Here is a 19978-nt window from a genome sequence, read left to right as displayed (position 1 = left end):
CTTACTTGCGTTCCCACTGCTTCTTTTGCATCATCAGTTTTTTATGCGCCCTAAGAACTCGACCATTGCTAGTGGATCACGCTCCACTAGTTTTTCAATCAAATCTTCCGCTGCCCAGTGCAGAATCATGTCACCCCCATCCCCATCCTTGCAGAGGATGAGATCACTTGACAAAGAAGAGTCAACAACATTGACCTCTCTATCACTGAGTGCCATCAGGCCACCGTAACCATCATAAGGAATGACCCAGTAAAAGCGCTCGTTCTCTATCCAGTAAATCCCAAACACCTTTACAGGCTCTTCTCGCCCTATTTCTCGAACAATCATATCCACATCACTCAATAGTTCTTCCGGGCTGCAGCGCAGGCGGCAGCTGTTGCGGCGTGGTGATTTTCATATCAAATGCTTTACCGGTAACGGAGTTGTACTGGTAGTGAACAGTTATATTTTCTCCGTTAGGCAGACGGTGACTGACTTCCATTTTTCTCCATCCCTCACTCCGCGGAAAATCTTTATCGCCCGCTAGTTTCGTATCACGACCAGCAGAGGGATTATCTATCACTCTATTCCACAAAGTCTGCTCATTCAGATCTCGTGGCGCCGTTGACTGATAGCTCTTTGCTGTTGAATGAGTTGCATAGTTTGGAAGGCCAGCAGAAAACTCATCAGCCGCATTTTCCCAGTGCCATTCAAATCTGTCCCCTTTGACTCCAAGTTAAATAAATTTTTTCTTGTGAAAAACTGGACAAATTTATTGAATCATATAAATCCGTCCGGCTTTACTGTTATTACAGCCTAGATAAAATCCTTCTCAACCAAAAAAACTTCCCCTTCAAAATCAGAAACACCACTTACAAATGACAGACAACCATTATTTTCAACAACACTAAATCCACAAACACCACAGTCGAAATATACACCTACACATCCCTCATCCAACCCTTCGATTCGATATTCAAATATTCTGTGTATTTTCTTCCCAACAAAATCATTAAGCACAGGCATCCGCATCACAGGATAATCAACATCACCACCCAAGCTTAAATTCAATTCAACCTCAGACTCAGGCTCGTCGCTAGTAAATATCGCGACTCCCTCTCCAATATTTAGCGAACACCACCGAGACTTCTCAAGCTTGAAAAAAAGTACCAAAACCTCGCAGACCGGGATCCCATTCAAATAAAACGACCTGGCTCGAAACTCATTAAATTTCTCATTTAAGAACATAAATAACCCAATCAGAATTTAGATGACTTCTCAGCAATTAACGTATCGAATTCATATTTACCACCTGGCAAAACTCTCAAACTGACTGTTCTATCCGTAACAGAACTATACACATGCACCAAATCGTAGTCACCTCGCAATTGAGACTTCGGAATCACTGCACTGATTTCAGTTGCTGTTTCAAGCGTGGCTTTAACATCAAGCTTAGCTTGATCAATACCGGCTCGACTTCGCTCATAAGGCAGACGGCCCTGGCCAATTTTCTCGCCAAGTTTTTTATTGATATTCAAAAAAAGGGGACGGATTTATTAAATCAAATAAATCCGCCCCCTTTTTCTGGCCCCCTTTTTCTGCTCTCCCCTTTCCTGCTCTATTCTAACTTTCTCTCGAAGGCTTGAAGTTATCGATCAACTTATTTCTAGCCTTTAATATTAACTCGGCAAAGCCAGGTTCGACCGCCACAAAAAACTCAAGAGCGTCATAAATTTTCCAACGATGTACATCTGGCTGATCAATGATTGCCAAAAGATATTCTTTTAAGGCTGCCATATACTCTGGGTATTTTTCACGCTTAACAAATCGAAGCATCTCAGATATTTCGAAAGGCCTTTTTTCGGCCAGCGCAACAATCTTCAAAAGTAGGTCGCGAACTTGAACTCTCGCAATCTCTTTCCCTTCTTTCTCAGCAACATTGGCAAAGTACATGATTACCGCCATTAATATATAGCGGTAGGTATCGTCATATCCATGCAGCCGATGAGTATATAGCCCCTCAAAAACCTCTGGCTTACTCATGAACTTCTCCAAGGCGACCAGTCCTTCATGGTATCCCCAGCTGGTCAACAATTTCGCCGCATAAAATTGCACTTCCTCATCGCCCGATTCAAGAAGCAACTCTTTTACAGCATCAACTCTGCCGGGCGAAATATCCTCGGAGTCCAGATCTCCTGCGTCTGCAGCATAGTCAGCTTGCTCTGGAATGCTGTTCAGCAGTTCGTAAACTTTCGGGTCCATTTTAAAACCTTTTATTTCACAACCTTTATATAGTCGGCCGGCACACACCCCTTGATTAGGCATTCGCCGTCTCGTCTGGCGTTCGCCAAATCATCCTCTGCGCGCCCAAGGGAAATCTCGTTTTTCGGTGACGGATTGTTGGTGTACTTTACCTTTGCCGCGTCCACTTTTGACTGAAGCTCAGCAGTCACCTGCTCATTGTTCAAATATTTGGTATCTGGTAAAGCACCAGAGTCAATGTCCTGCTGCAAGCGCTTAACGTCGATCTCAATTTTGCTGGTGCCATAGTCTTTCGGATTAGACGTCGCATTGGGGTCAGTAACGGAAATGTATGGAGAATTCCCACTGCTGCCACCCCTCACGTGCGATTGAACACTCCCAGTACCTTCGGCATTAGGAGGATTCAAATTACCGTTTTCGTCGATATACGCCTTGGGATTTCCCTTTTGATTGGTCGTCGCAGAGAAATCGTTATCGCTTCGGACCACGGTATCACTTGGGCCTTTTGTGCCGCCAGTCTCGTTGCTCGCGGTTTTCGGTGCATCCCCTGCCTCGGGCTCTCCGCCCTTGGCGGTTCCTTTTCCATCGATCGCTTTTCCCGGCTTGCCCGGCTTACCCCCTCCGGCGACGTCCGCCAACATCTCCGCAAACTGAGCCCAAAAACCGGCACTTTCACCGTCACGCTGGATAACAACCTCAGTAGTTATCGTATTTTGAGCAGCTTGGTTACTTTGTAGGATTACGTACCCGATTGTGGCGGCAGCACCGATTTGCCCAGTTCGTGCGAGCTCTTCAGAAAATGCACGGATTTTTGGCTCATCTGCCTGAAGTTGTGCAGAAAGCGCATTGCAAGCATTGATATTCGTCTGACAAAGACTGGCGAGCTCCTTGTTTCGATTCTCATCAAGGCTAGCGTATTTCTCGCGCACACCGTCCAGGCAGACTTGGGACTTACACTTCTTCTGTTCATCCATCATCTCCACGACTTCGTGGTGCAACAGGTAGTTGTAGTTGGTGGCGTCCTTCGCAATAGTCGCGCCTTCTTGAACGTTGCCATTGCTCACCGCCGCAGCTGCAACACCTACCAACTGGGAGGACATCGACAACAGATTGCTGTCGTTCTTAACCAACAATGCTAACTGGGTTACCAGCGCTTCATTGGCACCAGCAGCCAATGCTCCGGTTTTAAAATCTCCTCCCGCAGCCTCATTCAATAAACCGCCCACAACGGCGTGCAAGGCAATCTTCTCGAGCCCCCCGTCTTTCCAACCCTGGTTTGCTGCAAAGTCACCTACCGCATTGAATGCCGCTGCATTCAGCGTACTTAGCAGAGCCCCCGTCAGTGCATTACCAAAATCTGCGTGCTGACCGAGTGCGCCACCCAACACAGTCGAAGTGGTGTTCTGCAACAACTGGTTACCAGCAAAACGGCCGATGCCTTCAAGACTGCTCAGATCAGTCATGACCTTGCCGGTGATCGGGTTCGTCGTCGTCTTGAGAATGCTGTCGAAATAGCCTGCAGTCAGACCAGCCGTTACTCCAGAAATCACATAGCTTGCCAGCGCGTCAGAGGACGTCACATCCTGGAAAACGGCTCCAAGGTTCCCGCCATTATTGATGAAGCTGGTAGTGGCGTTGGTCGCTGCTCCTGTAGCGACCGAGGCAAGAGCTGCAGACCAGACAGTGCCCATGCTTGCGCTCAGGGAAGTCAGCACCGCTGGTCCGACAAACGCCGCCATGACGATCGCAATGACTATCTGCGATGCCGGGCCAAGACCCGAATTGCTGTATTTGAACGACTCGTGAATCTCTTTCACTCGCCGCCAGTCAACATCCCCCCGCGCCTCGGCATCCTTCAACCAAGCCAACTGCGGATCCGCCTTGACCATGGTGTCGATGGTCTGGCTCACCGACTCCTGGTTCACATCCTTGATATCAATCTTCAGCCCATCAACCGCCTTCAACACGATGTTGCCTTTGGCAATCATCTGGGTCTGGCGCAGGGTTTCGTCGGTGTTGCCGCGGCCCTTGGCCGATACCCACGCGGCGTTGTTGTTGGTTTTGGTGTGGCTCTCGTCATGCAGATCCTTCACCCCTTCAAAGGTGATGGAACCGCCGCTGTCCAGGATGATGTCCTTGCCGCTATCGAGCTTGGCTACCTGGTAGTGCTGATCGCCTTTGCTGACCAGCGACAGGTTGCCGCCGGTCTTGATCTCGGTGCCGACGTGGGTGATCTGGGTGACTTCGTCGCGCTGCAGTTTCAGGTTGCCGAAACCGCCCTTCTCCTTCATGTCGTAGAGGGTGTAGTCCTTGTTTTGCGCGGCCAGCAGGTTCAGGTCGTTGCCGGCATAGACATAGGCTTCATTGCCCGCGCTGATCTTGCTCGCCACCAGTGTCGTGTCGCGACCGGAGTTGGTCTTGACGTCACCACCGGCGATGAACTCGGCGGCTTTCTGAACGGTGTGGTTGTCTTCTTCGTGGACGCGTTTCTTGCCGTCCTTGCTGTGGGTTTCGACGTTGTGTTCGTCACCCGCCGAGGACAGGTAGATGTCGCGCTTGGCGTCGGCGGTCAGGTTGCCCTTGGCCTCGGCGGTGCTGGCCACGACGTTGAGGTCCCGGCCGGCGTCGAGCTTCAGGTTGCCGCCGCTTTTCACACTGGAGCCGAGGTTTTCCACGGTGGTGGTGATGACTGAACGATGGCCGCCCTCGAACGATTCGTGCAGTTCGCTTTCGTTGCGCGTCGCCAACAGGTTGATGTCGCGTGTGGCGCTCAGGGTGGCGTCGCCGCCGCTGCTGATGGACGAGGAGTTGACGAGGTCGTTGCCCGACTTGATGGTCAGCGTGTCGCGTGCGCTGATGTTGCCGCCGTCGTCCACCAGGGTGCGCATGCCGTGACCGTCGCGTACGGCGACGGCGGTGCGGTCGTTGACGATGTCGCCCTTGAGGCTGGTGAGGCTGACCTGATTGCCGCGAATTTCACCTGCCAGCGCATTGCGGATGCTGTCGGTGGCCATGAGCGTGATGCGCTCGTTGGCTTCGACCAGACCGCCCTGGTAGAGGCTGCCTTTGACGTCGACGGACAGATCCTTGGTCGCCTGCAACGTGCCGACGTTGACCAGATCATTGCCCGCGATCAGCTCCAGGTCGCGCCCTTGAATCAGACTGCCGCCGCGCACGTTGCGTGATTCGGCCTGGGCCAGATAGAGCACCGGCACCAGCACTTTCTGGCCGTCGACGATGCGCTCTTCCATCCACACGATGTCGTGGGTCAGTGCCGCCACTTGCTCTGACGTCAGGCTCACGCCCACGGACAGGTTCAGCTCGTTCTTGCTGGCGAGCGCGTTATCCATCAGATAACGGAACTGTTCGTAGTCGTTGTTCAGGCCACCGGCGAGGAAGCGCTGGCCGGTCTGGGCCATCACTGCATCGCTGATCAGTCGTGTCTCGTAGCGGCCATCGCCGAGGCGGCGAGCCGCTTCATCGGCGCTGAAACTGAGTTTGCCCAGCAGGTAATCGGAACTCATGAACGGCGCGGACTGGATCAGCTCCGGGTTGGTTTCGATCAGGTAACGGCTCTGCGGATTCGAGCTCTGCACGAACAGGCCGTAGGGGCCTTTCGGCAGACGGAACGTCGAGGAAGCCGTCGGATCGACTGCGGCAAACGGCACGCCCTTGAAATCGACCGGAACGAAGCTGATCTGCTTCACCCCATCGGCGTCGATACGCTCGATCCGGGTGACGTCTTTCGGCGCCTGGGCGCTGGCGTCGGTGCTGTGTTTGCCAAGGTTGATGGTGACGCCGCCGACGGCGGTTGTCTGATCGCTGGACAGCTTGCCGGTCAACTGGTCGTAAGTGTTGTCGTAGAGAGTGCCGTTCTGGATGCTGTGAGTGACGTCCAGTTTGACCTTGCCTCCGGCCTGAAGCACCGACGAGTAGACTTTTTCGGGGGTATCGCCCGTCGTGGTGACATCACTTGTCTGCAAAAATCGTTCATCACTCGAACGACTGACCAACTCATTGAAACGTTCCTCATCAAAGTGACCCGCCGCAGTCGCTGCGTTGAACGCCGGGATATCGGTGAACTCCATCTTGTCCCAGAGGCTGTTGTCGATGTGCCCCGGTGTACCGATCTTCACTATCCGTTGGCCCGAGCGCGACATTGCGCCCTGGTTCAGCAGGCTGTCGGCCGTCACGGTCAGATCGCCGTTCGCCGCCAGCAGGCTGTAGCGGTTTTCGACGTTATTGGCATGAAGAGTGAGGTTCTTGCCGGCGACAAACCGCGCCGCCCGCGAGTCTTTCAGGACTTTGTCACTGAACTCGGTGGTAATCGTGATATAGCCACGCTTCCAGCCATCACCGCCGCCGCAATGCTGGGCGCAGACCCAGCTCAGGCTGCCGGACGATGGTCCCGAAGCGATTTCGAATTCGGCCTTGGCGTTTTCAAACGAAACGGCGTTGATGTCGATATCACCTTCACCTTCGATGGTGCCCGACAGGTTGCTGAACGATGAGGCCCGGCCTCCGCCCACTGCGTCGAATGTCAGCTTGCCGCGGCTGTAGATATCGCCATAGAAATTGCTCAGGCTGTTGCCGTGCAACTCCATGGTGCCGCCGCTGAACAACAGTGTGTCGGGGCCGTTGCTGATGCCATTGGTGGCGTTGAACAGCAGATTGCCTTGAGCGCCCAGCGTGCCTTTGTTGTCGATCCGTGCAGCGGAGACCGTGAGGTTCTGGCTGGCAATCAGTCGACCCAGGTTGTCGAGCGTGCCGCGCAGGGTCAGCTCGGTATCACCACCGCTGACCAGACGGCCGTCCTGCTGAATCAGGTCGTTGGCGCCGATAACGAGTTTCTGTTTGGCGGACACGCGCCCGCTGTTGATCAGGTTGCCGCCGAGAGTCAGCGTCAGGTCGCCGTCAGTGGCCAGTTCACCGGCGTTGTTCAGACTGGCGACGTTGAGCTTGAGCGCCGAAGCACTGGCGATGCGATCCCCGACATTGAGGTTCAAATCCTGCGCGCTGGTATAGGTCAGGCCACCGTTCAGTTGCCAGGTGCCCACGCCATTGACCGACGCGATATCCCAGACGCCGTTGCCCAGACCGGTGAGGCTGCCTTGAGAGCCGGTCAGGTTGGTCAGATCCAGATCGAACAACCCTTTTGCAGCGTGACGAACATTGCCGCTGAGGTTGTTGAGCTGGGCCCCGGCCAGTTCCAGATCCTCGCTGCCGATCTCGATGACACCATTCTGGTTGTTCAGGTTGCCGGTCAGTTTGATTTTGCTGGAGGCGCCGCCCAGTGCGCGAATCTGCCCGCCGGCGCTGTTGTTCAATTGACCGCTGATCAGTTGCAGATCGGTTGCCGACTCGATCAGCCCGCCCTGATTGAGCACCTGGCTGACCGCTTCGAATGCCAGTCGATTGCCGCTGATCTCTCCGCCCGCGTTATCCAGACTGGAGCCATCAAAAATGACCTGATCTTTGCCGAACAGCTTGCCGGCATGGTTGGTCAGGCGTGTCACCGTCAGCTTCAAGTCACCCAGCAGACTTGAGATCAAACCGGCCTTGCCATCGACTGCGCTGTTGTCGAGGTCGGCGCTGGTGATGTTCAGGGTGTCGGCCTGCAGCGTGCCGCCCTGGTTCTGCAAGCTGCCGGTGCCCAGCGCCAGTTCTGCGTGGCTGCCATTGGCGAGGATCGCACCCTGCTGGTTCAGCAGGGTGTTGCCGACGATTTTCAGGCCATCGCTGCCGGCAATGATCTGGCCCGCATTGCGGTTGTCGATGGACGTACTGGTGATGTCCAGGCGATTGCCGCGCAATGTGCCGCCGTGGTTGTCGAGTTCGACCAGTTGCTCGAGCAGCAGATGTTGCTCACCGGCGTCGACTACACCCGTGACGTTTTTGAAGACACCGGCAATGTTCAGCGCAATGTCACCGCCCGTGCCGACGATGCCGCCCTTGTCGCTGTTATTCAGCTGTGTGGCGGTGACTTCAATGGTTTTGCCGAGCAGGACACCGGCGCTGTTGTCGACCGTGTCGCTTTCGATGTAGAGGTCGGCGTCACTCTGGATCCGGCCCTTTTGATTGAGCAGTTGCGACTGGCCGGCAACAGCATGCTTGAGGATCAACCGGGCACCGTCGACACCCGCCGCCAGCAGACCGCCCTCGCCGTTATCCAGGCTGGCGGCTTGCAGGTTGAGGCGATCGCCAATCACCCGCCCGCCACGGTTGTCGATGTGGCCATCGCGAGCGTTCACCAGCAATTGTTGCGCGGCTACCACGCCCTTGCGGTTGTCGATACTGCCGGCCTGTACGTCCACGTCACCTTTACTGGCTTGGAGTCGACCCAAGGCATTGTTCAGGTGCTTGTTGACCACCAGCGTGAGCTGGCCGGTTTCGGCGCTGATTGCGCCTTTGTCGTTGCGGGTGAGATTGTCCAGCGTCGCATCGACGACACCGCCGAGCAGTTGGCCGTTGGTGTTATCCAGATCGCGGGCGGTCAGGTTCAGGGTTGTGTTTCCCTGAATCAGGCCCTGGGTGTTGTCCAGATCCTCGCTGACCACCACGCTGTCATCGGATGAAATCGTGCCCTGGGTATTGTCGAGTTTGCCGCGACTGGTGACCTCAAGGGTTTTGCCGGTCAGGCTGGCATTACGGTTGTCGATGCTCCGGGCCGCGACGCTCAATCGATCGGACGCCTGAACCTTGCCATCACGGTTCGCGAGGTCCTGAACCAGTGTCAGGTCAACCTTGCCGTTTTCGGCACTGATGACCCCTTTGTCGCTGTTATCCAGCCGGGTGCCGGTGATCCGGATCGAATCGGCCGCCAATGTGCCGCCCTGATTGAGCAACTCGGCGCCCGACACAACGAGGCCGGTCTTTGCCTGGATCTTGCCTTTGCCATTGTTCAGACGTTCATGGGCGACGACCTTGGTTTCGCCCTGGCTGGCAGCAATCAGGCCGCCAGCGTTGTCGAGTTGTCGGGTATCGAGATCCAGACGTCCGGCAATGATTTTGCCGTCGTCGTTTTGCAGCGCCCGAGCATTGAGTTTCAAATTACCGCCGGCGATTTCGATACGGCCCTTGCGGTTGTCCAGACTGTCGACGGAGAGCGTTGCCGCCTGGCCGTCGGCGAAGCGGATCAGACCACTGAGGTTGACGATTGCCGGGACGTTGAAGGCCAGGCTGGTCTCGCCGTAAATCCGTGCGTCAGCTCCTTGGTTGACCAGGCGAGTGGCGCCCAGCGCGACGGTTTTGGCCTGGACGATACCGTTCTGGTTGTCGAGCAAACCTGCGGCACTGGCGCTCAGGGAGCGACTGGCCAACAGGCTGCCACGGTTGCTCAGCGCGCCGCTGTTGATGGCAACGTCGCCATTGCCGTTACGGCTGTTGTCCGCGTTCACCCCGGCTTCGATCACGCCGGCGTTGGTCAGCGTGCCGCCGCTGGTGAGGCGCACGGAATCCCGTGCAGCGAGGCTTTGCTGGTTCACCAGGTCTTGTGCGGTCTGCACTGCCAGTTGCGTGCCCGCGTAAACCGCCTGTTGTGCTTGAAGACTGTTGGCCTTGATGTCGATCGCATTGCTGGCCGTGGCCTTGGCCATCGTCAGCTGGCCATTGGCGTCGATCTGGATATCCCCGGCGCTGGCCGCCAGTTCGCCTGCCAGTTTCACGCCGACACCCGCCTCGGTGCCCACCAGTTTGATCGCGCCGGCATACATCCCGCCGAGTGCCGAGGAGTCGATTGCCAGTTGCGGTTTGGCGCTGCCATCGTCAGCCCGCGCAGTGGCGTTGAGCGTGTCGGCGTTTACATCGTTGCGACCGGTGGTGATGTTCAGGCGCTTGGCATGGATCTGCGCGTTGATTTGCGCACTGCGGGTAATGATTTCAAAGCTGTCGACAGCGCTGGCGTCCAGACCTTTGCCGTCAATGGAAACGCTGCCCTGATCGACCTGAAAGCGATCCAGACGTCCCGCGCCATCCAGCACCGGTTTACCGGTGGTCAGGGTCACACGTGGCGTATTGATGAAACCGCACCCGTTACAGCTGATGCCATACGGGTTGGCGACGATCACACGCGCCGACTGCCCTGCCACTTCGGTGTAACCGCGCAACTGGCTCGGGCTGCCGCCGTTGACTTCGTTGAGGATGGTTTGCGCAGCCGCTGCGCGCAGGTTCGGGTTGCCGAGAATGATCCCGCCCATTTGCGTCAGTTGAGTGCGACTGGTCGCGTTGTTGAGGATGACGCCTTGAGCGTCCACGTTGTAATCGTGGAACTGGTTGTGCGACAGCCCCGCGCCGTTGGGCGTGGCGATGTTGATGATCGGTACGCCGTTGCCGGCCCGGTCGAGCGTGGCGCCAGGCGCACTGACCACGATTCCGTCCGCTTGCGCCCACATTGGCTGCCAGAACATGACGTTGGCCAGCAGGAATGCCAGGCCACGTTTGGGCATGCCCCAGAAGTGATCGCGTTTTTCATAGGCAGCAGAAGGCTGCCTGGCCAGAAAGGCCAAGTGGCGAATGTTCATATCAAAAACTCGGAGCAGACGGAATTAGAGGAAGAAATCCATGCGGAAATAGATCGGTGCTTCGCGCTCGGTCAGCGCAGCCGGTCGTTCCAGGGAATGGGCAAAGGTCACGGTCGCGGCGACGTGTTCACCGCGAGCAAACAACTCCAGCGAGTTGCTCGACATGCGCCCGTGCTGATCGCCGTTGTAGCGATCATTGCGAATCACGCCCTGGTCGTAACCCAGGCTGGTGCCGTATTCGGCGAACACCGGGCGCAGCCATTCGGCGGTCACAGGACGTGCCCAGCGCAGGTCGTTGCGCCAGTAGCCGCCGCTGTCGCCGGACAGCGATTGATCCTTGTAGCCACGGATCGACGACAGCCCACCGAGGCTGGTGCGCTGCGGACTGAACAGCACGTCTTCGCTGCGCTGCCCGGTCATCAGGCTGCTGAAGGTGAGCGACTCGCCCCACAGCTTGAACGGCTGCAGATAACTCAGGGTCGCGGTGTATTTGCGGTAGCGCGCATCCGGCTCGCCGGGGCCTGGATCGTGGTTGCCCTGGGCGTCGAACGCGCCGATGCCCTGCTGCATGCCGGCATCGAAGTTGACGAAGGCACTGCCGATCCGCCGCCCGTGGTTGAAGCCGAACTGCGCTTCGCTGATGCGGTTGCTGCTCAGGCGCAGCTTGCTGTCTTCGATGAAGTTGTTGCTGCGCAGGTACGACAGGCCAGTGCTCAGGGAAGTCTTGCTCACGGCGTCGCGGTGGATCACACGCTCGGCGCGAAACTGATGGTTTTCGCTGTCGCCGGTCTGCTTGAAGTTGTAGCCGTTGGCGGCGATCTGCGAGCGGTATTCGCTCTGGCTGTAGGTGTAGCTGAAGTTCCACCAGCCCCACGGCAGGTTGTAATTGAGCATGGCGTTGTTGGAGGTGTGCTGATGGTCGGTCATCGCATCGTGACCGCCGCGCAGGCTCAACTGATCGGCCAGGCCCAGTGGGCTGTCCCAGTCGAACGTAGTGCCCCACTGCTGCTCGCCGGTGCTGCGCTGGCCGTCGTTGCTGCGCGACAACCCGACACGCCAGGGCTTTTGCGGGGTGTTGTTGACCAGCACATCACTGCCACCGACGTTCTTGCCCGGCGAAAGCTCCATCTTGGCCTGATTGGACGGCAGGCGATTGAGCTGATCGACCATCTGCTCGATCTCGCGCAGGTTGACCAGCTCGCCGGCCTTGCCGGGAAACGCCATCGACAGCTCACGCTCGGACAGCTTGCTGTTCTCGGCGCCTTTCAGGCTTTCGAGCTTGCCTTCGACCACCAGCACTTTCAGGTGCCCGGCGGACAGATCCTGTTGTGGCAGGTAGGCACGGCTGGTCACCAGCCCCTTCTCGATGTAGTGGTCGGTGATGACTTTGAGCAGTTCATTGAGCTGCGGCACGCCCAGGCACTGGCCGATGTAAGGCTTGAGCAGGCGCGCCTTGTCGCTCTCCGACAGGCTGTCGGCACCTTTGAGTTCGATGTCCTTGATCGGGAAGCAACGGGTGTCGGTCGGCGCCGCCGGTTGAACCGGTTTGGCTTCCTTGCCGGGCAGATCCTTGAGTTCTTCGAGACGCCGCTGCTGCTCTTCAAGCAGGCGGTTCTGGCGGTCGCGGATCAGGTCGGTGTCACCGGGGGTGGGTGCAGCGAATACAGCATCAAGCGGAGAAAGGCACAGCAAAGCCAGGCACAACCTCGCCACGAGGGCGGGTAAGGACATGTTCGATCCCTCGAGACGGAAAGCGATATCAGAATAGTGGCACTATGTTAAAGTGCCACTATTCTGGCGTCAATTTAAGGATTTATCGAAATAGTGTTGCCGATGAACGGCATCGGTGAAATCGTCCGCCTCCGACAGAGATGCAGGATGTTTCTCAGATCACTTAAAGAAAACCGGCCACAGCATCAGAGAACGTTCCGAGAAGCGAAACATCCGACAGATCCGGCTCACTTCACTTCAATGCTCAACAGCCCGTTTCGTCGCCACATCCTCCAGCGCCAGTACCCGACCATCGGCTGACAGCAACTCCAGCTTCCTGATCGGCTTCCCCTTCTGCGCATCGACCATCACTGACCCCGACTCACCGGGCTCGAACATGAACTCCCCGCCCCACTGTGACAGCGCGACGATCACGGTTTGTAGCGCCCGGCCCTTTTCCGTCAGCACGTACTCCTTGTAAGCACTGCCATCGGACGCCGGCACCAGGCGCAGGATGTCACGCTCCACCAGACCTTTGAGGCGAACGCTCAAGATGTTCTTGGCGATTTCCAGACTTCTCTCGAAATCGCCGAAACGGCGGATGCCTTCCAGCGCATCACGGACGATCAGCAACGACCACCAGTCGCCGATCAGGTCCAGCGTCCGGGCGACCGGGCAAGCATTGCCGGCAAGGCTTTTGCGCTTCATTTCGACTATCTCCGGCAAACGAAAGATGGGATGCGGTTGCATCTTACAACTCATGTCGCAGAAGCGATAACACCGGCCGCCACGAACTTAGCACCTGCGTACAAGTGGCCGAACCGCTTTGCCGCGATAGTGATTGCTGCCACCACGGCAACCACATAGAGCCAACCTCCAAGGAGTTTCCATGAGCACGTTCACCACCCAAGACGGAACCGAGATCTATTTCAAGGACTGGGGCAGCGGCAAGCCCGTGCTGTTCAGCCACGGTTGGCCGCTGGACGCCGACATGTGGGAATACCAGATGCAATACCTGAGCAGCCGCGGCTACCGCACCATCGCCTTCGACCGCCGCGGTTTCGGGCGCTCCGAGCAACCGTGGACCGGATACGACTACGACACCTTTGCCGACGACATCGCGCAGTTGATCGAGCACCTCGACCTGCGTGACGTCACCCTGGTCGGCTTCTCCATGGGCGGCGGCGATGTCAGCCGCTACATCGCACGCCACGGCAGCGAGCGCGTTGCCGGGCTGGTGCTGCTGGGCGCGGTGACGCCGCTGTTCGGCAAGAAGCCGGACTTTGCCGAAGGCGTCGACAAGTCGGTATTCGACGGTATCAAGGCCGGCCTGCTGAAGGACCGCGCACAGTTCATCGCCGATTTCGCCGCGCCGTTCTACGGCACCAATCAGGGCCAGAAAGTCTCCGAGGGCGTGCTGACGCAAACCCTGAATATCGCGCTGCTCGCCTCGCTCAAAGGCACCGTGGATTGCGTCACTGCATTCTCGGAAACCGACTTCCGCCCGGACATGGCGAAAATCGATGTACCGACCCTGGTGATTCACGGCGACGGCGACCAGATCGTGCCGTTCGAAACCACCGGCAAACGCGCCGCCGCGCAGATCAAGGGCGCCGAATTGAAGGTGTATGCCGGTGCGCCCCACGGCTTTGCGGTGACCCATGCGCAGCAACTGAACGAAGACCTGCTGGCGTTTCTCGATCGCTGAGTCCGTGTGATCCGAACACGCCTTGCAAAGGGCCGCCGACTAACCTGTCGGCGGCCCTTTTTTTTCGTTGTCCCGGATTCCGGTGCCATGGCGAGGCCCAGTATTTACGGGACTTTGAAGCCTCTGCATCACGTTTTTATCTTCACATGCCAGCTTAATAATATTTTACCGATAACCACCCCCTCCCTAGTCTGATCCCAAGCACAGAGAACAGGTCGACAGCGGCCTGAATCCAACGGCCTCGTGAGAAGGGATCAGAGATGACCACTGAAATAATAAAAACAGACACGCTTGTTGTCGGCGCCGGTCAAGCGGGTGTGGCCATGAGTGAACACCTGAGCAAACTCGGGGTGCCGCACCTGGTGCTGGAGCGCAGCCGCATCGCTGAACGCTGGCGCACCGGGCGCTGGGATTCGCTGGTGGCCAACGGCCCGGCGTGGCACGACCGCTTTCCGGGGATGGAATTCGACGATGTCGATCCGGATGGCTTCGCTCACAAAGAGCGTGTCGCCGATTACTTCGAAGCCTATGCGAAGAAATTCAACGCGCCGATCCGCACCGGCGTGGACGTGAAGAGCGTAGTCCGCAATGTCGGTCGTCCGGGCTTCACCGTCGAGACCTCCGAAGGCGTGATCGAAGCCGCCCGAGTCGTCGCTGCGACAGGTCCGTTCCAGCGTCCGGTGATCCCGGCCATTGCGCCGAAAGATGAACGCCTTCTACAGATTCACTCGGCCGACTACCGCAACCCGCAACAGCTGCCAGCCGGTGCGGTGCTGGTGGTCGGTGCCGGTTCGTCGGGCGTGCAGATCGCCGATGAACTGCAGCGTTCGGGCAAGCAAGTGTTCCTCTCGGTCGGTGCCCATGACCGCCCTCCTCGCGCTTATCGCAACCGTGATTTCTGCTGGTGGCTCGGCGTACTCGGCGAGTGGGATCAGGCCGCAATGAAACCCGGCCGCGAGCACGTGACCATCGCCGTCAGCGGCGCCCACGGTGGCCGCACTATCGACTTCCGTGGTCTGGCCCATCGCGGCATGACCCTGGTCGGCGTCACCGAATCGTTCAGCAACGGCGTGGTGACCTTCAAACAGGACCTGCGCGACAACCTCAAGCGTGGCGACGAGAACTACCTTGCGCTGCTGGATGCCGCCGACGCCTACATCGAACGCAACGGTCTGGATCTGCCGCTGGAACCGGAAGCCCGGGAGACCTATCCGGACCCTGAATGCGTGAAAAACCCGCTGGCCGATCTCGATCTGGCCGCCGCCGGCATTACCTCGATCATCTGGGCCACCGGATTTGCCGTGGACTATTCCTGGCTGAAAGTCGCCGCTTTCGACGACAACGGTAAACCACAACACCAGCGCGGCGTGTCCAGCGAATCGGGTGTGTATTTCCTCGGTCTGCCGTGGCAGTCGCGACGCGGTTCGTCGTTCATCTGGGGTGTGTGGCACGACGCCAAGCACGTGGCCGATCACATCGCCACCCAGCGCAAATACCTGGCCTATCGCGATGCCGAACAACGCGAAGCCGTACTGCACAACAAAGCCGCCGACCCCGTCGACGCTTGATTTCCCTCTTCCATACCGGCGCCTGTCGCGCCGGGTTCGATTTCGTCAGGAGCCTCACATGAGTCAGCCAACCCACACCCGCATCCGCATGTTCAACACCAAGGACACCTACCCGAACCAGAGCCTGGATAACGATCTGTGCCAGGCCGTGCGTGCCGGCAATACCGTGTATGTCCGTGGTCAGGTCGGCACCAATTTCGATGGCGAACTGGTCGGCCTCGGCGACCCGCGCGCGCAGGCCGAACAGGCGATGCGCAACGTCAAGCAACTGCTTGAAGAGGCCGGCAGCGACCTGAGCCATATCGTCAAGACCACCACTTACCTGATCGACCCGCGCTACCGCGAGCCGGTGTATCAGGAAGTCGGCAAATGGCTGAAAGGCGTGTTCCCGATTTCCACCGGGCTGGTTGTGTCGGCCCTGGGTCAGCCGCAGTGGCTGATGGAGATCGATGTGGTTGCGGTGATTCCCGAGTAATTCGACCTTAGCGAAAGGAGGCCACACATGACATTTTCCATCGCCGCTCGCTGCCCCGAAACCGGACAGTTCGGCATCGCCATCAGCTCCTCCAGCATCGCCGTCGGTGCCCGCTGCCCGTGGCTGCTGCCCGGTGTCGGCGCGGTGTCGAGCCAGAACATCACCCTGCCCTCCCTCGGCCCGGAAGTGCTCGCCCTGATGGAGCAAGGCCTGGCGCCCGAGGCGGCGCTGGACAAGGTGTTGACCCGCAACGGCTACAGTCAGTACCGGCAGATCACCGCGATCAACCACCTCGGCCAGACCGCGCATTTCAGCGGCGCGCAAACCCTGGGCGTGCACAACGCCGTGTCGGGCGAGCAATGCGTGGCGGCGGGCAACATGCTCGCCGGGCGCTCGGTGATCGAAGCCATGGTCAGCGCGTTCGAAGAGGGCGAAGGTCAATTGGCCGACCGCCTGCTCAAGGCATTGCACGCCGCCCAGGCCTTGGGCGGAGAAGCGGGCCCGGTGCATTCGGCCGCTGTGGTCGTGGTCGGCGAGCTGACCTGGCCCATCGTCAACCTGCGGGTGGACTGGGCCGATGAAGACCCGATCGGCCAGTTGCAGAAACTCTGGGACGCCTATCGTCCGCAACTGCAGGACTACATCGACCGCGCCCTCGATCCGGCCAAGGCGCCGGGCTACGGGGTTGCCGGAGACGACCGATGAGCGACAGCGTCGCGTTGCTCAAGACGCTGGTGGGGTTCGACACCACCAGCCGCGAGTCCAACCTGCAATTGATCGACTTCGTGCGCGACTACCTCGAACGGTTCGATGTGCCGTGCGAACTGATCTACAACGAAGAGCGCAGCAAGGCCAACCTGTTCGCGACGATTGGCCCGGCCGATCAACCGGGCATCGTGTTGTCGGGGCACACCGACGTAGTGCCTGCCGATGGTCAGCCATGGACCGTGCCGCCGTTCGAACTCAGCGAGCGTGACGGCAAGCTTTACGGTCGCGGCACGGCGGACATGAAGGGCTACATCGCCTGTGTGCTGGCGCTGGTGCCGTCGTTGATCGAATCACCATTGCGCATGCCGGTGCACATTGCCCTGTCCTATGACGAAGAGGTCGGTTGCCTCGGTGTGCGTTCGTTGCTAAAGGTGCTGGAGCAGCGTCCGGTCAAACCGCTGCTGTGCATCATCGGCGAGCCGACCGAACTCAAACCGGTGCTCGGGCACAAGGGCAAACTGGCGATGCGCTGCGATGTCCAGGGTCATGCCTGTCATTCGGCCTACGCGCCACTCGGGGTCAACGCCATCGAATGCGCCGCCGAACTGATCGGCGAATTGGGGCGCATCGGCCGGCAGCTCAAGGACGAACATCTCGACCCGCGTTTCGACCCGCCGTACTCCACAGTGCAAACCGGCGTGATCAGCGGCGGCAAAGCCCTGAACATCGTCCCTGCCGATTGCCGTTTCGACTTCGAAATCCGCGCCCTGCCCTCGCAGGATCCGGCGGTCGTCGCGCAGCAACTCAAGGCTTACGCCGAACAGCAAATGCTGCCGCGCATGCGGGCCGTCAGCGAGCAGAGCGATATCCGATTCAGCGAATTATCAGCGTATCCGGGACTGGCGACTGATGCCCGGAGCCAAGCGGCGCAATTGATCGCCACGTTCTGTGGTTCGGATGATTTCGGCACTGTTGCGTTTGGGACCGAAGGCGGCTTGTTCGACGCCGTGGGGATTCCCACGGTGGTGTGCGGCCCCGGCAGCATGGATCAGGGCCACAAGCCGGACGAGTTCGTCAGCCGCGATCAGCTCACGGCCTGCGATGCGATGCTGCAACGGATGCTGGCGTCGATTCGCCTTTGATTCCTGCCCCCAACGCTGTGGGAGCGGGCTTGGTCCGGGCGGCGCTCCGGCGATGGCGTCAGATCAGCCTCTGCTTATGCTGAGGCTGACGGCCTCTTCGCGGGCAAGCCCGCTCCCACAGTAATCCTGCGATTGGCGCAGAGTTCCGTTGCGCCGCAACCGACAGACAGCTGCTCCAATGGAGGTCAGCTGCGTTGTCGTTCATGGCGCTGAAACGCCCGAAACAGAGCGCTTTCACCTGACCGGAGAGCCTCGTTTTTTTAACGCCTGAAGCAACAAAACTACTAATTTATCTCTCCCCTTTCCTTGCCCATGATCGACCCCAACAAGAAATGCGCCGTCCGTGCCGGCGCTCACTGAAGTACGTCCACGTACTCGTCCTTGCCTTGGAGTTCGTCATGGCCACCTCCGCAACAACGTCCGCACCGCTCATTGAAAAACACACCATCGGCTACGTGCCGCCCGAAGATCGCCACGGAAAGGTTCGGGATCTGTTCACCCTCTGGTTCGGCGGCAATATCGCGCCGTTGCCCATCGTCACCGGCGCCCTCGGCGTGCAGTTGTTTCACCTGAACCTGGTGTGGGGCATCGTCGCCATTCTGGTCGGCCATCTGGTCGGCGGTGTGCTGATGGCGCTGCACTCGGCGCAAGGCCCGCAGATGGGCATCCCGCAGATGATCCAGAGCCGTGCGCAATTCGGCTCCCTCGGCGCGTTGCTGGTGGTGTTGATTGCCGGCGTCATGTACATCGGTTTCTTCGCCTCCAACATCGTGCTCGCCGGCAAATCCCTGCATGGCGTGGTCGACAGCGTTCCGGTGCCGGTCGGCATCGTGATTGGCGCGCTGGGTTCGGGGATCATCGGCATCATCGGTTACCGCTTCATCCACGTGCTGAACCGCATCGGTACCTGGGTGCTGGGGATCGGGATTGTGGTCGGCTTCGGCTACATCCTGACGCACGTGCAGACGGCCGACTTCCTCACCCGTGGCAGTTTCAATCTTTCGGGCTGGCTTGCCACTGTGTCGCTGGCGGCGTTGTGGCAGATTGCGTTTGCGCCGTACGTCTCGGACTACTCGCGTTACCTGCCGGCCAATGTGCCGGTGGCCGCGACGTTCTGGACCACTTACCTCGGCTCCGCGCTGGGCTCCAGTCTGTCGTTCATCTTCGGTGCCGTCGCCGTGCTGGCAACGCCGGTGGGCATGGATACCATGGACGCGGTGAAACTCGCCACCGGCTCGATCGGCCCTTTGATGCTGGTGCTGTTCCTGCTCAGCGTGATCAGCCACAACGCGCTCAACCTGTACGGCGCGGTGCTGTCGCTGATCACCCTGGTGCAGACCTTCGCCTACCGCTGGATCCCGACCGCCAAGAGCCGCGCTGTGATTTCGCTGATCGTACTGCTGGCCTGCTGCTTTGCTGCGGTGGGTGCGTCGTCGGACTTCATTGGCCATTTCGTCGATATGGTGCTGGTGCTGCTGGTCGTGCTTGTGCCGTGGACCGCGATCAACCTGATCGACTTCTACGCCATCCACAAAGGCAAATACGACATCGCCTCGATCTTCCAAGTCGATGGCGGCATCTACGGCCGCTACAACCCGCAAGCCTTGTTGGCGTATGCGATCGGCATCGTGGTGCAGATTCCGTTCATGAACACGCCGCTGTACGTCGGCCCGGTGTCGGCGCACATCAACGGCGCGGACCTGTCCTGGCTGGTGGGATTGCTGGTGACGTCGCCGCTGTATTTCTGGCTGGCCAGTCGTGACAGTGCTTATCGTCGGCGGCTGATGACCGGGAAACTGGCGGGCAGTCTCTGAAGTTAACGAGCTGAACAAACAAGGCCCGCCATGTGCGGGCCTTCTGCATTGCGTTGTGCTATTTCTTGACGCTCGACCACAACCGGAGATGGA

The 19978-nt window shown here is 58.6% G+C and carries 14 protein-coding genes; 6 read left to right on the top strand and 8 right to left on the bottom strand.

The features are described from left to right. Positions 1-33: 33 nt before the first annotated feature. The 8 genes from OQ248_RS23305 to OQ248_RS23270 all read right to left on the bottom strand — a co-directional run bounded on the left by OQ248_RS23305 (position 34) and on the right by OQ248_RS23270 (position 13178). The gene (locus OQ248_RS23305; RefSeq protein ID WP_265815133.1) at positions 34-333 is read right to left on the bottom strand and encodes a hypothetical protein; all 300 of its coding nucleotides are present in this window, start codon (positions 331-333) and stop codon (positions 34-36) included. Position 334: 1 nt separating this feature from the next. Then, positions 335-481 (bottom strand): hemolysin, encoded by a 147-nt coding sequence (locus tag OQ248_RS23300; protein WP_265814162.1) that lies wholly within the window; start codon positions 479-481, stop codon positions 335-337. Between the two features lie 314 nt (positions 482-795). Further along, the gene (locus OQ248_RS23295; RefSeq protein ID WP_265814161.1) at positions 796-1050 is read right to left on the bottom strand and encodes a hypothetical protein; all 255 of its coding nucleotides are present in this window, start codon (positions 1048-1050) and stop codon (positions 796-798) included. A gap of 188 nt (positions 1051-1238) precedes the next feature. After that, positions 1239-1517, bottom strand: coding sequence for a hypothetical protein (locus OQ248_RS23290; protein WP_265814160.1), 279 nt, complete (start codon positions 1515-1517; stop codon positions 1239-1241). A gap of 85 nt (positions 1518-1602) precedes the next feature. Then, positions 1603-2241, bottom strand: a complete 639-nt coding sequence (locus OQ248_RS23285; protein ID WP_265814159.1) for a hypothetical protein — start codon at positions 2239-2241, stop codon at positions 1603-1605. A gap of 11 nt (positions 2242-2252) precedes the next feature. Further along, entirely contained in the window at positions 2253-10760 is an 8508-nt protein-coding gene (locus OQ248_RS23280; RefSeq protein WP_265814158.1) for a DUF637 domain-containing protein, read from the bottom strand. Positions 10761-10784: 24 nt separating this feature from the next. Next, positions 10785-12491, bottom strand: a complete 1707-nt coding sequence (locus OQ248_RS23275) for a ShlB/FhaC/HecB family hemolysin secretion/activation protein (RefSeq protein ID WP_265814157.1) — start codon at positions 12489-12491, stop codon at positions 10785-10787. A 237-nt stretch (positions 12492-12728) separates the two neighbouring features. Next, positions 12729-13178, bottom strand: a complete 450-nt coding sequence (locus OQ248_RS23270; protein ID WP_265814155.1) for a helix-turn-helix domain-containing protein — start codon at positions 13176-13178, stop codon at positions 12729-12731. A 181-nt stretch (positions 13179-13359) separates the two neighbouring features. Here OQ248_RS23270 and OQ248_RS23265 point away from each other — a divergent pair, with 181 nt between their 5' ends. The 6 genes from OQ248_RS23265 to OQ248_RS23240 all read left to right on the top strand — a co-directional run bounded on the left by OQ248_RS23265 (position 13360) and on the right by OQ248_RS23240 (position 19885). Continuing rightward, positions 13360-14178: an alpha/beta hydrolase gene (locus OQ248_RS23265; protein WP_265814154.1), complete on the top strand. Its 819-nt coding sequence runs from the start codon at positions 13360-13362 to the stop codon at positions 14176-14178. A 260-nt stretch (positions 14179-14438) separates the two neighbouring features. After that, positions 14439-15746: an NAD(P)/FAD-dependent oxidoreductase gene (locus OQ248_RS23260; protein ID WP_265814153.1), complete on the top strand. Its 1308-nt coding sequence runs from the start codon at positions 14439-14441 to the stop codon at positions 15744-15746. Between the two features lie 58 nt (positions 15747-15804). Then, positions 15805-16221, top strand: coding sequence for a RidA family protein (locus OQ248_RS23255; protein WP_265814152.1), 417 nt, complete (start codon positions 15805-15807; stop codon positions 16219-16221). Positions 16222-16248: 27 nt separating this feature from the next. Further along, complete coding sequence (locus OQ248_RS23250) at positions 16249-16926, top strand: DUF1028 domain-containing protein (RefSeq protein WP_248741948.1); 678 nt, start codon at positions 16249-16251, stop codon at positions 16924-16926. Beyond that, positions 16923-18071, top strand: coding sequence for an acetylornithine deacetylase (gene argE, locus OQ248_RS23245; protein WP_265814151.1), 1149 nt, complete (start codon positions 16923-16925; stop codon positions 18069-18071). Before OQ248_RS23250 ends, argE begins: the two co-directional genes overlap by 4 nt. Before the next feature lie 398 nt (positions 18072-18469). After that, on the top strand, positions 18470-19885 hold the full coding sequence (locus OQ248_RS23240; protein WP_265814150.1) for a cytosine permease: 1416 nt from the start codon (positions 18470-18472) through the stop codon (positions 19883-19885). Positions 19886-19978 lie beyond the last annotated feature (93 nt).

Source organism: Pseudomonas sp. COW5, assembly GCF_026240005.1.
Classification (GTDB): Bacteria; Pseudomonadota; Gammaproteobacteria; order Pseudomonadales; family Pseudomonadaceae; genus Aquipseudomonas; species Aquipseudomonas kribbensis.
This window is presented reverse-complemented; position numbering and strand designations above follow the sequence as displayed.